Source organism: Gottschalkia acidurici 9a, from assembly GCF_000299355.1.
In the GTDB taxonomy this organism is placed as follows: Bacteria; Bacillota; Clostridia; order Tissierellales; family Gottschalkiaceae; genus Gottschalkia; species Gottschalkia acidurici.
Genome location: NC_018664.1, coordinates 141,882 through 158,468, shown reverse-complemented (window position 1 = coordinate 158,468; position 16,587 = coordinate 141,882). Strand labels below are relative to the sequence as shown.

General features: G+C 30.4%; 15 protein-coding genes and 1 pseudogene. All 16 read right to left on the bottom strand.

Features of this window, described 5'->3' with window-relative positions:
- Positions 1-70: 70 nt before the first annotated feature.
- Entirely contained in the window at positions 71-817 is a 747-nt protein-coding gene (spoIIR, locus tag CURI_RS00785) for a stage II sporulation protein R (RefSeq protein ID WP_014966375.1), read from the bottom strand.
- 116 nt (positions 818-933) lie between these two features.
- A complete protein-coding gene (locus tag CURI_RS00780; RefSeq protein ID WP_014966374.1) occupies positions 934-2,100 on the bottom strand; it encodes a Ger(x)C family spore germination protein in 1,167 nt (388 codons plus the stop codon).
- Positions 2,101-2,325: 225 nt separating this feature from the next.
- Positions 2,326-3,486 (bottom strand): Ger(x)C family spore germination protein, encoded by a 1,161-nt coding sequence (locus tag CURI_RS00775; protein ID WP_014966373.1) that lies wholly within the window; start codon positions 3,484-3,486, stop codon positions 2,326-2,328.
- Between the two features lie 266 nt (positions 3,487-3,752).
- Positions 3,753-4,913: a Ger(x)C family spore germination protein gene (locus CURI_RS00770; RefSeq protein WP_014966372.1), complete on the bottom strand. Its 1,161-nt coding sequence runs from the start codon at positions 4,911-4,913 to the stop codon at positions 3,753-3,755.
- Positions 4,906-6,015 carry a GerAB/ArcD/ProY family transporter gene (locus CURI_RS00765; protein WP_041701321.1) on the bottom strand — a complete coding sequence of 370 codons (1,110 nt, stop codon included), beginning with the start codon at positions 6,013-6,015 and terminating at the stop codon, positions 4,906-4,908. Before CURI_RS00765 ends, CURI_RS00770 begins: the two co-directional genes overlap by 8 nt.
- A 29-nt stretch (positions 6,016-6,044) precedes the next feature.
- A complete protein-coding gene (locus CURI_RS00760) occupies positions 6,045-7,664 on the bottom strand; it encodes a spore germination protein (RefSeq protein ID WP_014966370.1) in 1,620 nt (539 codons plus the stop codon).
- Positions 7,665-7,676: 12 nt separating this feature from the next.
- The gene (locus CURI_RS00755; protein WP_014966369.1) at positions 7,677-7,886 is read right to left on the bottom strand and encodes a CLC_0170 family protein; all 210 of its coding nucleotides are present in this window, start codon (positions 7,884-7,886) and stop codon (positions 7,677-7,679) included.
- A gap of 137 nt (positions 7,887-8,023) precedes the next feature.
- A complete protein-coding gene (locus tag CURI_RS00750) occupies positions 8,024-8,704 on the bottom strand; it encodes a GntR family transcriptional regulator (RefSeq protein ID WP_014966368.1) in 681 nt (226 codons plus the stop codon).
- Between the two features lie 172 nt (positions 8,705-8,876).
- Positions 8,877-9,992 (bottom strand): RNA-guided endonuclease InsQ/TnpB family protein, encoded by a 1,116-nt coding sequence (locus CURI_RS00745; protein WP_014966367.1) that lies wholly within the window; start codon positions 9,990-9,992, stop codon positions 8,877-8,879.
- Positions 9,979-10,468 (bottom strand): annotated as a pseudogene (locus CURI_RS00740) (IS607 family transposase). The gene CURI_RS00745 and the pseudogene CURI_RS00740 overlap by 14 nt, the downstream one beginning before the upstream one ends.
- An 80-nt stretch (positions 10,469-10,548) precedes the next feature.
- Complete coding sequence (gene ispE, locus CURI_RS00735) at positions 10,549-11,409, bottom strand: 4-(cytidine 5'-diphospho)-2-C-methyl-D-erythritol kinase (RefSeq protein WP_014966366.1); 861 nt, start codon at positions 11,407-11,409, stop codon at positions 10,549-10,551.
- Between the two features lie 217 nt (positions 11,410-11,626).
- Positions 11,627-13,204, bottom strand: coding sequence for a DUF3794 and LysM peptidoglycan-binding domain-containing protein (locus CURI_RS00730; RefSeq protein ID WP_144275976.1), 1,578 nt, complete (start codon positions 13,202-13,204; stop codon positions 11,627-11,629).
- Positions 13,205-13,470: 266 nt separating this feature from the next.
- A complete protein-coding gene (gene speB / locus CURI_RS00725) occupies positions 13,471-14,325 on the bottom strand; it encodes an agmatinase (protein WP_014966364.1) in 855 nt (284 codons plus the stop codon).
- Positions 14,312-15,166: a polyamine aminopropyltransferase gene (gene speE, locus CURI_RS00720; RefSeq protein ID WP_014966363.1), complete on the bottom strand. Its 855-nt coding sequence runs from the start codon at positions 15,164-15,166 to the stop codon at positions 14,312-14,314. Before speE ends, speB begins: the two co-directional genes overlap by 14 nt.
- A 219-nt stretch (positions 15,167-15,385) precedes the next feature.
- Positions 15,386-15,802 carry an adenosylmethionine decarboxylase gene (gene speD, locus CURI_RS00715; RefSeq protein WP_014966362.1) on the bottom strand — a complete coding sequence of 139 codons (417 nt, stop codon included), beginning with the start codon at positions 15,800-15,802 and terminating at the stop codon, positions 15,386-15,388.
- 317 nt (positions 15,803-16,119) lie between these two features.
- Positions 16,120-16,389, bottom strand: coding sequence for a Veg family protein (locus tag CURI_RS00710; RefSeq protein ID WP_014966361.1), 270 nt, complete (start codon positions 16,387-16,389; stop codon positions 16,120-16,122).
- Positions 16,390-16,587: the final 198 nt, after the last annotated feature.

Sequence of the window (16,587 nt, the reverse complement as noted above, 5' to 3'; positions counted from 1 at the left end):
TATATTAAATTATAAAAATAAGCTATAACTTTTAAATATAAATAAAAAGAGGGTCACTAGACCCCCTTCTTTATATGTATTTCTCTATTAATTCTGCTATTTTAGACTTTAACTTTATAGTATTTTCTTCTTCTATGACTACTTTACCATCCATAATATTATCTTCAGTATTTTTTATGTCTTCAATATCTTTTATGTCTTCTATATCTTCTTTGTCTTTTTTATCTTTATTAGTAATTATCTTTTCATACTCTTCTTCAGTTAAGTACTTCTTCATATTTTCTTCCGTCTTTGTATCTGTTACTCCGTTTACTACATCTACAAAACATAGCGGTGGAAACATTACACACCACCAATTTTGTCCTTTTGCTTCTCCTATTAAAACTCTTACAGCTTCATATTCTCCTGCTGGCAGTGTAAACTTCCCATATGATTTTGTTGGAAAATTGCTTTTTTCTAGCTTTATATCTACATTATAGTCTTTCCCATTTTTATGTATCTCATTTAATGCTATATTTTTCATGTTTTCTATATTTTCGCTTATTATTTGTCTAGTTTCTTCTATAGATGATGACTTTTCAAACTCACTATTCATATTTTCTATTATACTATCTCTTACTTTTAGCTTTAATTCTTGATCCGCTGGTGAGTCACTATTAGCTAATACGTGAAATCTTATTAGCTTATCTTTATAGCTCTCATTATAGTTTTGATTATTAACTTCAACTCTATTTTGTTTTTGTATATACATTGTACTCATAAGTATTGAAACAGTAATAATTGCTATGGCAATAAAAATCCCCTTTTTGTTCATCATGAAACATCCTCCTATATAATCATCTTAATAAGAGTATTGACAAAAAAGAGGCTTCTATACTATTTTTTAAATATTCTTCTATAGAGTTTTAATAATCAAAGTAATTAATGAAGTTTTTACTTCACAGTCCCTATATCTGTAATAGATGAAGTTACCTTCACATTTATATCTACCGTTGGATATACTTCTCTCCAATCATGTTCTACTTGTTTCCATATCTTAGGTTCATATCTCTTTAGGTGATCTCCTATTCCTATTATATCTACTTCCATTTCTTTTTGAACTTTATTTATAATTCTTTCAGCTTCATCTTTTATTTGTTTCTCTATAATTTCTTCTAATTCTTTTAAAAAATCCACATCAGTAAGTCTAGGTTCCTTCCCTACAATATACTGTTGTATATCACCTTTAGTTGATATCATTATATCTATAACTATTTTTCCATCTTCTATCTTCGCACTTTTTTTAGTTCTTGCTCTCTCTACCATATAAGGTATATTAATTCCATTATAATCAACCTCTAGTATTGCTTTTTTAACGTTATTGGTTAAAAATGCCACTGCCCTTGTTTCTTCTTCTTCTAACCATGCAAAAAATTTCTTCTCTTTTATTACTGCACTACCTGCTACCTTTACTTCTGTATCACTTGCCTGAATCCTTGGTATAACTGCATCTCCTGCTAGCACATCATTTATAACTTCTTCTAATGTTTTTGGAATATACATAGGTGTCCCTCTATATGCTTGCCCCATTCCTTGTAGTTTATATTCTAATGGTTTCAATGTAGATTTTACACTCAGAATATCATTAGATTGCTCATTTGTTACAAATATATGTATTTTGCTACTTATATCAGTGTTTCTTTCTAACCCATCTAATACTTCCATAAAATATTGTTCATTTTCAACTACACCTATTCCAAATACAAATGCTTTCATATGTTGAAAAAACGGTCTACTATCCATTCTGGCTGTGAGTTCTCTAGTTCCTCTATAAGCACTTTTCGCCACTGTCTGGAGTACTATTGCACCTGATTGCTGTTCACTAGAAGGGGCTTCTTTTATTGCTGCAAATCTTGGTAGAACATAAGTTATCTTATATCTATTTTCTTCATTTTTAGGTGGCTTATGCCGTTCTCCACTCGTACTCTTTTCAGGATCATATAAATCTAACCCCATCATGACCACAAATGCTCTGTTATCTATTTCAATTCTATCCCAACATCCTGTTGTGAATAATAATACTGTCATAGCTATAGCTATAATCTTAGTAAATCTACCCATTTAAACTCTCCCTTTTTCTTTACCTTTAACCTTCGATATAACAATGTATAATTACTATAGCTAAAGTAATGAACAATTTCACTTATTATATATTACATAGTGTATTTTTAATAAACAGTGATCCTTAAAATCATAGATAAATCGCTAAATGTAATTCCAATCTACATATAGAACCATTTACAAGTTTAAATAAAACCTTGTAAATTAAAATAATTGGTGATTTTTTTATTCTACAGTACCTACATCTATAATACTTGAGGTTACTTTTACGTTTACATCTACTGTCGGATATACTTCTCTCCAATCACGCTCTACTTGTTTCCATATTTTCGGATTATATCTTTTTAGATGATCTCCTATTCCTATTATATCTACCTTCATTTCTTTTTGAAGTTTGTTTATAACTCTTTCAGCTTCATGCTTTATTTCTTCCTGCACTATTACTTCTAGTTCTTCTATAAAACCTACATCAGTAAGTCTAGGTTCCCTGTCTATAATATATTCTAGTACATCACCTTTAGTTGATATCATTATATCCATAACTATCTTTCCATCTTCTATCCTTGCAACTTTTCTAGTTTCCGCGTCCTGTACCATATATGGTATATTAATGCCCTTATAATCAGCCTGCATTATACCCTTCTTCACATTATTAGTTAAAAATGATACTAGCTTTGTTTCATCTTCTCCTAGCCATGCGAAAAATTTTTTATCTTTTATTATTGCACTACCTGCAACTTTTATTTCTGTACCACTTGCTTGAATTCTTGGTATAATGGCATCACCTTGCTCTACTTCAGTAATAACTTCTTCCAATGTTTTTGGAATATATACGGTTGTTCCTCTATATGCTTCTCCCATACCCTGTAATTTATATGCTAATGGCTTCAGTATAGACTTAACAGTCAAAACATCACTAGCCTGATCATTTGCAACAAACATCTGTATCTTTCCACTTATATCAACTTCTCTTTCTAATCCATCTAATGCCTCCATAAAGTATTTTTCGTTTTTAACTACATCCACTCCAAGTATAGATGCTTTCATATGTTGAAAGAATGGTCTACTATCCATTCTAGCTGTAAGCTCCCTAGTTCCTTTATAAGCACTTTTTGCCACTGTTTGAAACACTACGCTACTTGCACCACCGGAAATAGACTCTTTTATTGCTGCAAATCTTGGTAGTACATAAGTTATCTTATATCTATTTTCTTCATTTTTAGGTGGCTTATATCTTTCTCCACTCGTACTCTTTTCAGGATCATATAAATCTAATCCTGTCATGACTACAAATGCTCTGTCATTTATTTCAACCCTATCCCAACATCCTGTCGTTAATAGTAATATAATCATGGATATAGTTATAATTTTAGTAAATCTATTCATTTAAACTCTCCTTCTTTTATCTCTAACCTTTTATATTAGAAAGTATAGATAGTATAAGTATAATTAACTATATTAGAACTTATCCATTGTTTTCTGGTTCTATAAATAGCTTTGGTCAATTTTGAAGAAATAACTGACAACTACATAATATTTAATATAGATAAAGTTAAGAAGTATTTTTTATTTTCCACAAATAAAGAATACCTATATTAACTTTAAAACATTCTTTCATAAACCTTTATATCTTAAAGTACTTAGCAAAAACTCTATTTTACAGTGCCTATATCTGTAATACTTGAAGTCACTTTCACATTTATATCTACTGTTGGATATATATCTCTCCAATCATGATCTACTTCCTTCCATATTTCCGGATTATATCTTCTTAGATGATCTTCTATCCCTATTATATCTACCTTCATTTCTTTTTGAAGTTTGTTTATAACTCTTTCAGCTTCATGTTTTATTTTTTCCTGTATTGTTACTTCTATGTCTTCTAGAAAGTCTACATCTGTAAGCCTAGGTTCTCTACCTATAATGTACTCTTGTATATCTCCTCGAGTTGATATCATTATATCTATAACTATCTTTCCATCTTCAACCCTTGCACTCTTCCTAGTTTTTGTGTTCTCTATCATATATGGTATATTAATTCCCTTATGATCAGCCTCCATTATACCTTTCTTTATATTATTAGTTAAAAATGATACTATCTTTGTTTCCTCTTCTCCTAACCATGAGAAAAACTTTTTATCTTTTATTATTGCACTACCTGCAACCTTTACTTCTGTATCACTTGCTTGAATTCTTGGTATAATGGCATCTCCTTGCTTTACTTCAGTAATAACTTCTTCCAATGTTTTTGGAATATATATAGGTGTTCCTCTATATCCTTGTCCCATGCCTTGTAATTTATATGATAATGGCTTAAGTATGGACTTAACATTCAAGACATCACTAGCCTGATCACTTGCAATGAATATATGTATCTTTTTACTTATTTCATCTTGCCTTTCTAATCCATCTAGTGCCTCCATAAAATATTGTTCATTTTTAATTACATCTACTCCAAGTATAGATGCTTTCATATGTTGAAAGAATGGTCTACTATCCATTCTAGCTGTAAGCTCCCTAGTTCCTTTATAAGAGCTTTTTGCTACTGTCTGAAGCACTATTCTATTTTCTCCACTAGGAGATGTCTGCTTTATTGCCGCAAAACTTGGTAGTACATAAGTTATTTTATATCTGTTTTCTTCATTTTTAGGTGGCTTATGTCTTTCTTCACCCGCACTCTTTTCAGGATCATATAAATCCAATCCCGTCAGGACTACAAATGCCCTTTCGTTTATTTCAACCCTATCCCAACATCCTGTTGTTGATAACAGTATTATCATAACTATAGCTATAGTTTTAATAAACCTACCCATTTAGACTCTCCTTCTTTTTATCTTTAACTTTAGATATTATGAAGTATATAACTGGTACTGTAAATATAGTTACTGCACTAAACTTAGGCATAACTGTCTTAGCAAATAAGTATGTTTGAGATAAATTTGAAGGAATAACTGATAAGTACATCATAATTAGTACAGCCGGAATAGCAAAGGGTTTTATTTGTCGTGTATTACATAATCTGCTTGCAATAAATGAAGCACCAAATAATACTGATGATAGCGTGGTAAATACAGTTATTATCCATATAGATAGAACTAATGCATCTATATTTTCTACAAACGCTGATGGTATCTGAATACTCCTCATAAGAGACATAGGTGGCCAAATTTGAGATTTCATTTTATCCACACCATATTTACCTAAGGTAGCGAAAAACGTTAGTAAATAAAATACTATTAAGAATATTACAGACATTACATTGTATTTTATAGTTTTATCCTTATCTTCTTTTACAAAGAGCACTAGTAAAAATGCAATCTGAAATCCTGAATAACTACTTATAGTGCTTGTTACAGACTTTGCTAAAGTTTTTGTATCAAACTGAAACAAAGGTAGAAAGTTTTTTAGCTTTATATCAGTTAATAAAGTTAATCCTGCAAACAATACAATTGGAATAAGTAACATTGTTGCTACAATAAAAAGTCTTCCCATAGGTTCTATACCACTTCTAACCATATATACGGCTAACATAGCTATAGTTATATTAATTATGACGTATGGTGTATTTACAAGTAGGAATATACCTACAACTTCGTTAAACAGTCTTATGACTAGCGACCCAATGATCAAAAATTCAACCATATATATAAAACTTATAGTATTTGCTATAGCAGGTGGCAGAAGCTCTCTTGAAAATTCAACCATTGACTTTCCAGGGTACTTTAAAGCCACGCTAGTTATCATAGCCATTATAGCAGCACTTAATAATCCACCTAGTATTATACTTATCCAACCACTTGTTCCTATTTCGTCTGCTAATCTATTAGGAAGTGATAGAACTTCTACACCCATCATAGTATTAAATAAAATCATAGATAATTGTGTTTTATTTATTTTACTGTTGTCATCCATCATTTTTTATTCACACCTTTTATTTTATATAATTATTTAGACTTATCATCAGGTAGCCTAGTCTGGTCAGTAATATGTCCAAAACGAGCTCTCTTTCTCATTTTATTTAGCGGTATTCTAATAAAGCTATCTTGTAAATCATCTAAGTACTTGCCTAAGATTCCAAATGGTGAAAGATATGGCGTCCCAAAGCTTACCAATTTAGATAAATGTATTCCTGTAGCTATAGCGCCTAGCATCATTCCATAAAAACCTAATATAGATGCTAGAAATATCATTGTGAAGCACAAAAGTCTAATACTCCCACTAAAGTTATAGTTTGGTATCATAAATATCGATACTGTGGTTAATGCTGTTATAATTACCATTAGTGGTGATACGAGACCCGCTTCTACTGCCGATTGTCCCATAACTAGTCCTCCTACAACCCCTATTGTAGTTCCTATCGGTCCTGATATTCTAGTCCCTGACTCTCTTAAAAACTCTACAACTAAAATCATCATAAACGTTTCTAAAAACGCTGGAAAAGGTGTTGTAGCTCTACTAGCCGCTATATGAAGTGCTAGTCTAGTTGGTAGTAACCCAGGATGGTATGAAGTTACTGCAATATAAAATGCCGGAGCAAATACTGCTATCATAGCTGCAAGATATCTTATTGGTCTCAGTATAAATGTTACAGTCCATCTTTCATAATAATCTTCCGATGACTGGAAAAGACTATTTATATTTATTGGTACCATTAAACCAAATGGTGTATTATCTACCAATATAGCTACTCTACCTTCATAAAGTCCAGACGCTATAGCATCAGGTCTTTCTGTATTCTCAGTCTGTGGAAATATCGTATAGTTATCATCCTCTATAAATCCTTCTATATATGAACTCTCTAATACAGCATCTATATCTATTTGTTCAAGCCTAGATTTAACCTCATTTACTATTCTTTCATCTGCTATGTCTGATATGTAAAGCACTGCTACATCTGTTTTTGATCTTCTACCTATTTGCATAGTTTTTACTTTTAACTTTGTATCTCTTATCCTTCTTCTAACCAGAGTTATATTTGTCTTTAATGTTTCATTAAATCCATCTCTTGGTCCTCTTACTAATGCCTCTGACTGTGGTTCTGAAATGCTTCTAGTTGGCCACCCTTTAGAACCTATTACCATTGCTTTTTGATATCCATCTATTATAAGTACAGTATCTCCTCCAAGTATACTGTTAGTCATATCATCTATAGTTTTTATGTCTTCCATTTCCGGTGCAGAAACATTTCCTTCTTCTATAACTTTATATAAATTTGCCTTTACATCTTCTGGTTTCCTTCCTCTAGCTTGTTGCATTAATGCCTGAGTGACATTATCAGCAATCAAAGTTTTATCCACTAGACCGTCTATATATACCATAACCAGCTTAGTATCTAGCTTTGGTCCTATTACAAAGTTTTTAAATACAATATCATCACAATCTTTAAATAGTTCTTTTAAAATCTTTATATTGTCATCTATGTTTATTAATATATTTGATCCATCTTCTTTTAAATATGAATCATCTGAGCTTTCTTCTTTATTTACAGCTTTTTTTTCATTATCATATTTTTGCTTATTTTTTTTCGTTTTAGTTCTTCTGAAGAAGTTCTTTAAAAATTTCAACTTATGACCTCCTTAAAAAATCCTTGGGATTGCAAATATAATTATTCCTATTATAATACCGCCAATATACATACCTTTTGCTATCTTTTTCTCTCTATCTAATCCCTCTTTATTAAATAGTTTTAAATCTATTATAAGTCCGTACATACATGCTAATATAGTAAATGCTAAATTATATGCATTAAACATATATCTTAGTGCTTGTTGAATTTCAAATGACAAATTGTATCACCCCTTAGTAATTTAATATTTCCACTTTAAAAGAAGTTATACAATAAATGAGATTTTTAGATACTAATTTCAACTATATTTTTAAGCAAAATATTTATGTTTTTATGCATAAAAAAAGAAGGTTAATATTAACCTTCTTTTTTCTGCGTTATTTGATTTAATAAGTAATTACCTATATTTCCTATATGTTCTTGAGCTACCTCGTCAGCTTTTTCTGAATCCCTTTTTGATATAGCATCTACTATTCTGCTATGCTCTATTTTTATATTTTCATCATTTTTATACTCCGTAAAGTATATAACCCTAAATCTTTGAACTTGATCTCCAAGGCCCTCCACTATATTTACAAGCTTATCGTTTCTAGATGCATTCAATAGTACATTATGGAACTCTGTATCTTTTTGTATCATTCCTTCTTTATTATTTTCCTTTGACATTTGTTCAAATTCTTTTGCTTTTTCTTTTAGTTCTTTTATTTCATCATCTGTTATTCTTTCTGCAGCTAATGATGCAGCTAATCCTTCAAGAGATGCTCTTATTTCTAATACATTTAATACATCTTTTATAGATACATCCGCTACATAAGCACCTTTTCTTGGTATCATTACTAGCAGTCCTTCTAACTCTAGTTTTCTTATAGCTTCTCTTACTGGAGTTCTACTTACTCCTAACTTCTCAGCAAGTTGAACTTCCATAACTCTCTCTCCTGGTTTCAACTTTCCACTTAATATAGCTTCTCTTAATGTTTCAAATACTATATCTCTTAGAGGTTTGTATTGCTCTATCTCTATTCTTCCTATGTCTTTCAATATATCTCCGTTGCCAAAACCTTATAAAACTCCATAAAGCTTGTTTAATTCCCTGTTCATTATGTCCGATTTTGTAGTTCTAAGAACATACTACTTTCGTTTGATATAACACTCCAAGGGCTTAACTTCGGATACAACGATTCCTACACCTCAAGCACAACTGTTTTAGTAGTTATGCTGAATATCTGCTTAAATTAATTGAAGCATTAAAATCTCTATCTATTACTGCTCCACATTCTTCACAGATATAGGTTCTCTCTGACAGTGATAATTTACCTTTTATATGCCTACACTCACTACATGTCTTTGATGAAGGATACCATTTATCTGCTTCTATAAATTCAATTCCATAGAATTCACATTTATATTGAAGTTGTCTTTTAAACTCGTATAATCCTTGTTTGGCTATAGCTTTTGATAAATGTTTATTTTTCATCATGCCTTTTATATTAAGTGTTTCCATTACTACTCTTGATGGCTTGGTTTTCACTATCTTAGTAGTTGCTTGGTGTAAGTGATTGTTCCTAATATTAAATAACTTTCTATGAAGTAATCTAATTTGCTTTTCAAGTTTTATAATGTTGCTTGTTTTGACGAACTTCCTCCCTTCTTTATTCACTTTATATTTTCTTGATACTTTACGTTGCAACCTACGTAATCTTTTTTCTAATTTTTTAACCAACCTTGTTTTATTAATATTTTTAAAAATCATTCCATTAGAGCATATAGCGAGGTCTTTAATTCCAACATCTATGCCCATGCTTTTATCAGTTAATTCCACTTTCAAGTTTTCTTTCTCAGTACCTACGGATATATACCAATACTTCCCATCAAAACTTACTCTTGGATTAGTATACTTAACACCAATTGGTATTTGTTCTGATGTTTTAATCCAACCTACTTTTTCTATAATAATCTGCTTATGTTTAACTTTTAGCTTTACATTGTCATTATAAAACGATGGCTTGCTTTTTCTTTTGCTTTTAAACTTTGGCCTATTTGCTAATCCTTTAAAAAATCTTTTATAAGCACTACAGGCATCTTTTACAGCCTGTTTTGCTATATTGTTAGACACTTCTTTAAGCCATTTGTATTCTTCTGTTTGTTTCATTAAAGTGATTTTTTTTCTTAAATCCCCATCACTTATAAATTTACCACCATTTTTATAATTCCCTTCTTGTTTTGCGAGTGTCCAGTTATATATAAACCTTGCAGTTCCAACAGATTTCCAAAGTTGTTGTTCTTGTTCTATATTAGGAATAATTCTAACTTTCTTAGCCAGTATCATTCTCTAACAACTCCTTAACCATTTTCTTTGCTTTATTTGCTCTCTTACCTTGCAACCTACAAAATACTGTAATAATTTTAATTAAGTCCTCAATTAGCCCCTACTCTTCTGTATTTTCACCATTATCTATAATTTCAAAGCCGAATCTTAATAATATATATTTATATAGAATTACTATCTTTTTAACTTCTGAATTAATCATCATATTTATTAGTTGATTTAATCCTTTTTTATTGTAGTTAATTCAACTTCCTATATCTTGTATTATTTCAAACTGATAACCCCTTGTTACATATATGTTTTAATATTTTCAATTTGACGTTCCATATCATCTTTTTGCTTGTTGGAACTATCTCTACAATATCCTATTTTCTTTTTATTAGTTGCCTGTTGTTATTACAATTTCTTAAAGTCTCTACTGTCTTTTCAATTAACTCTGAAAACTCACCTATTCGATAATCTTTTCTTTGTATCATCACCTATATAAATATCATACTATAAACCTATAATATTTATATAGTCTTATATATTTATTTTAACTGTTGTTTGCCTCCTATTAAATTGTCTTTGTGCATATAACTGTATCTATTTTTTTCTCTAGTATTTTTTTACAATTTTCAAGCTTTTCTTCACTATCGAATATTCCAAATACAGTTGCACCACTTCCACTCATTAAACTACCTACTGCTCCATTTGAAATCATACTCTGCTTTATTTCATCTATTATGGGATTTTCTTTTATAGTTACACTCTCTAGTACATTTGACATTTCTTTAGAAAGTGAATATATATCAGATTGTTCTATATATCTTATTATGTTATTTATATCTGGTCTTTTCTCTATTGTTTTTAAATTCAAGTTTTTATATACATGTGAAGTTGAAACTTCTATCCCTGGATTAGCTAGTAGTATGTACTTATTCGAAAATGATTTTATTTTTGTTAGTTTTTCTCCTATTCCTTCTGCCAGTGCTGTTCCACCTATTATACAAAACGGTACATCAGCTCCTACTTTTAAACCTATGTCCATAAGTTCAGCATCTGTAAGATTTAGTGACCACAGTTTATTTAATCCCTTTAATACTGCCGCAGCATCTGTACTTCCTCCGGCTAATCCTGCCGATATAGGTATATTTTTCTCTATACTTACACGTACTCCTTTATTTCCACTATATTTCTTTGATATCTCTTCCCATGCCCTATATACTATATTTGAGTTATCTAATGGTACTTTAGAGCTATTTGAGTTTATCTCTATACTATTTTGTATTCCGTTTACTTCCTCGATAGTTATTATATCTTTTAAGTCTATTTGTTGCATTATCATGGAAAGCTCATGATACCCATTTTCTCTTTTTCCTAGAACATCTAGTGATAGATTTATTTTTGCATAAGCATTCAATTTTACTTTTCTCATTCATTCAGCTCCTTGTGCAAAATCATATATCAATAAAACTCCGCTCCATACGTCGCCGAGTAAGCGACTCATACAATTTTAGCATATTCTTAAAATTGGTTCGCTGCCTATATTATATAATATCTCATAACGAATACAAAATCCATTTGTTAATTTTTTTATTTTTTTCTTAAAAACACAAAAAAGCCCCTGATAACAAGGGCTATTACTCTTTTACTTATAGCTGGTAAACTGTATCTACATGCTTTTCTATTATTATTTTTTCTCCTGGCATTATATTTTCCTGATTTACTATATCGTTTGTTCTTATTATCTCATCTACCGTAGTATTGTACCTTTTAGCTATATCCCATATTGTATCTTCTTTTTGAACCATATATATCGTTATGCTTGGTCTTGACTTCTTATCTAATTCCTCATCTAATTCTATAGCTTCTTTTACTATATTTATGTTTTTTACTCTATTTATATATACTTGATTTTTTAGTGTTATTTCTAATTCTACTTCTTTATCGCTAGTCTTATTATAGTCTATATTATCTAATATATTTACTATATCTACATCTATATCGCTCTTTGTATCTTCAATATCTATATATGACTTGAAAGGAATTTCTTGTTTAACACTATTTAAGCTACTATTGGTATCGGATAAATAAAGCATATCTACTTCTATAAGCCCTTCTATTATCACTTTTCCTTCTAATATTCTGTAATCACTTAATACTGGTTTTGCGCTTATGTTACAGATATCTTCTACTTTATCTCCATGTCCTACTTCTACTACTCCTTTTAACGTTTCATCTACTGAATGCTTCCCTATGTTTTCTGTAATTACTATCTGTTCATTTTTAACATCAAACTTTTTAACCGTAGAGTATGTATCTGTTGTAACTTCTTTTTCTGATTGAGTATATACTTTTGCCTCTATTCTTACAGAAGTTTCTACATCTATTATTCTTAGATCTCCGTTTATGTCCCCTCTTACGTCATAATTAATATCACCAGATTGTAGTGACAACGTATAGTCCATATCCTTATATGCCCCTGGTATTTCTACAAAATGTGTAAATGGAATCTCTTGACTTATGTAGTTTATTTTCTTCTCTTCATCGTCTGAGAAATACATTATAAAGCACTCTAATGCTCCACCTACTATTACTTTTCCCTCTACTACCCTAGTCTCTTTTTCATACACTTTTGCATTCACTCTTAATACATCTAGTACATTTGGCATTTCTTCTTCTAGTTCAAATGTTTCTTTTACTACACTTCTAGTAGTATTAGACCCTATTGTATCATTATATTTTATAGTTTCTTTTAATATTTGTATTCCTTCCCCACCTTGTATATCTCTAACTATATCTATAGTATTATCTAATTGTAGCTTACTTCTTATATCGATTACTGTCTTTACTGCTACTTTATAGTCTGTAATTTTTGTATATTCTAAATGCTCTATATCTGCTGTTACTACAGGTATTGCCCCTGGATATTCTTCCTCTAAGAGTATCTCTTCTCTAAAATCTGTTTTGGACTCTAAACTGTGTATAGATTGCTCTTCATCTTCTTCTGTAGTATAAAGAGTCTTAAAGTTAACTATTCCTGTTACTATAAGTCTATCTTCTCGTACCAGTTTATTAGTTATTTCTACTGATCCGTCTAGTGTTATTACATTTTCTATCTTAGGCTTATTTTCTGGTAATGTGATTTCCCCTTCTACTAGTGACTGTATTTCTTCTTTTCCGACTAACTGGTCTATCTTAAGTCTATCTTTAATTAACTCAACTGCCATAAATACTCCCCCTTCAAAATATAAAAAATCCACAATTCATACTATTTAATAATATGAGTTACAAGGTAGGAATATTCTTATTTATTATAATTTTTTTAATCGGATCTATAAAATTAAGTTAGTGTCATATATTATTATAGGAAAACCTTACTTTTTATACCAAAATATTATTAGGAATATATAAACTTCTCTCACTATATCTGTATAGAAACTCAGCTTCCATCAGTCATTCAGTACTTACACAGTTCAGAAAAAACTTATATAAGCTAGTTGCTTATAGCTAATACTAATTCTCTTAATACTTTACATGCTACTGCTGTTGATGCTCCACTTTGATCATAGTGGGGTGATAATTCCACTACATCTGCTCCTACTATATTTAGTCTTTGCAATTTTTCTATTATAACCATCATATCGTTAAAACTTATTCCTCCAGGTTCTGGTGTTCCTGTCCCTGACATTACTGATGGATCTAATATGTCTAAGTCTATAGTCACATACACAGGGCTATCACCTATAGATGTTACCGTTTCATCAAGCCCCTCGTATGTAAACTTAGTTAAATTTGTATGCTTTTCCGCCCACTTAAACTCTTCTCTCTCTCCTGATCTGATTCCGAACTGATGTATTCTATTATCTCCAACTAGATCCCAAGCCCTTCTTATAACTGTTGCATGAGATAGCTTTTCTCCAAATAATTCATCTCTTAAATCTGTATGTGCATCAAAGTGTAATATGTGAAGATTTTCATATTTTTCATATACAGACTTTATTACAGGATAGCTTACTAGATGCTCTCCGCCTATCATGACAGGTATCTTGTTACTGTTTAATACATCTTTTGAGAACTCCTCTATAACCATCATTGTCTTTTCTGTATTCCCTAAAGGCAATTCTAAGTCTCCAACATCACATATTTTCGTATCTTCTAAATCCTTATCTAAATAAGGACTATATGTTTCTAAACCATACGATTCATTTCTCATAATGCTCGGAGCAAATCTAGCTCCCGGTCTAAATGATGTTGTGCCATCAAATGGTGCTCCAAATACTATTATTTCAGAATCCTCATACTCACTGTCAAAGCCTATGAAAGTTAAAACATTCTTATGCTTTTGCACCGTCTATCATCTCCTTGACATAAGTAGGAAGGGCAAATGCGCCTTTATGAATATCTGTGTTATAGTATTTAGTTTTTATTTCTAAGCTTTCCCACTTTTTCGGATCAAAATCATTTATTGGATGAAGCTCTTTTGATGAAAATCCAAATAACCAATGTCCTGATGGATAAGTTGGCATATGGTATTGATACACTTCGAATATAGGGAATATTTCTGAAAGCTTATTAACTGCTCTAGCCATTTCTTTAGCATTGCCTTCGTAATATGGACTTTCATTTTGATTTATTAATATACCCTTATCTGTTAATGCTTTGTAGCAGTTTCTGTAAAATTCCCTAGTAAATAGTCCTTCACCAGGTCCTATTGGATCTGTTGAATCCACTATTATTAAGTCATATTCATTAATTTTGTCTTCTACAAATTTTATACCATCTTCAAAATACAGGTTTACTCTAGGATCATCTAGCTTAGAAGCAGTTATTGGTAAAAATTCTTTAGATACTTTAACTACAAGTTCATCTATTTCCACCATGTCTATATGATCTATGTTTTTGTACCTTGTAAGCTCTCTTACAGTTCCACCATCTCCTGCTCCTATTACTAGTACTCTTTTAATTTCAGGGTTAGTAGACATAGCAACATGTGTTATCATATCGTGATATATAAACTCATCCTTTTCTGTAACCATTACTAGTCCATCTATAGTAAGCACTTTTCCAAAGTCATAAGTGTCTATTACATCTACTTTTTGAAAATCACTTTGACCTGTAAATAAGTGTTCTTTTACCTTCATTGAAAATCTAACGTTATCTGTCTGCTCTTCTGTATACCACAATTCCATCTAATTTCTTTTCTCCTTCCATTTCTTTATAATTCCAATAAAAACTTTAATAGCTTCATGTCTAAAATACCTTTTGTCCTAAAATAACAGACGAACTATTGTATATTTTTTAAAATTGCACTGTTCTGATTGTAGCTCATTTACCAGTATTTATTTATAATGTTTACAACTTAGTCTGCTTTTAAGAAAAGATAATTTAATTTAAGATATTAAAACTTTCTATATAACTTTCGCTTTAAAATCCTCTATCTCTATATCATCTTCTGAAAATCTCTCTATTTTATCTACAAGTCCCCTAGGTACTTCTAGAGTTTCAGTTCTATTTGATTTCAACATTTTCTTTAAGTGTGCAAAGCCAGTCCAAGGATCTACTTCTTCTCCACATGTAAATAGATCTACTGCTGCATATCCATATTCTGGCCATGTGTGTATAGTTAAATGTGATTCTTGAATTACTACTACACCACTAACTCCCCAAGGATTAAAATGATGAAAAACACTCTTAACTATTGTTGCTTTAGCATTCACTGCTGCCTCATTCATATATTGTTCTATTAATTCATGATTATTTAATATATCATTGTCGCAGTTATAAAACTCAACTAAGATATGTCTCCCTAACTGTTCTATTTTCAATGTTTACATCCCCTTCCTGTCATTTAAAAGTTTGTTCAAAGTACACTTTTGCTATATATTTTGTTTATTTTTACTAAACTTTTTCGCCAAAAAAATTTGATTACTTTAAGTAAACTTTATGTTTACATTTATTATACTATAGATAATATACTTTCATTTTTTTAAAATGTCAATAATTTTTTTATGATTTTTTTATGATTTTTTATTTTTCCCCTTTAATTTTAGTAATGTGCAATGCTCATGTTTTTTATACAAATCGACAAAAAATTAAAATGGTTCATCTTAAAATTTAAGATGAACCATTTTAACCAGATCATTTAACTTATTAGTATTTCATTTTCACTTTCTTTATCAAATACTGTCAACTCAACTGTTGATGTTAGTATATCTGAATAGCAGTAGGATACTCTTCTTGTGGAATTATATCCTCCATCGATTTTTACTACAAATAAACTAGGGTACGCTCCTTCGATTACTCCTTCTCTAACGGTAGTTCTCTTTCTCCCTTTATTAGCTTTAAGTCTCACTTTCTGACCTATATAGTTCTCTACATTTGATCTTATTTCAGCTAAAGGATTTTTTTGCACAAAGCAGCACCTCTTTCTTTGTTCAATAAATAAATTTCCCACGACTATATACTATCATAGTAAAATTTCGTTGTCAAGTTTAATCTATCATTTTACTATATACACATATATATTGTCAATTATATTTTGGATTTATTTTATCTTTTCCCTAAAAAAGATTTTTATTCAATTTATTTAAATTTGTCGTATTATGAAAAG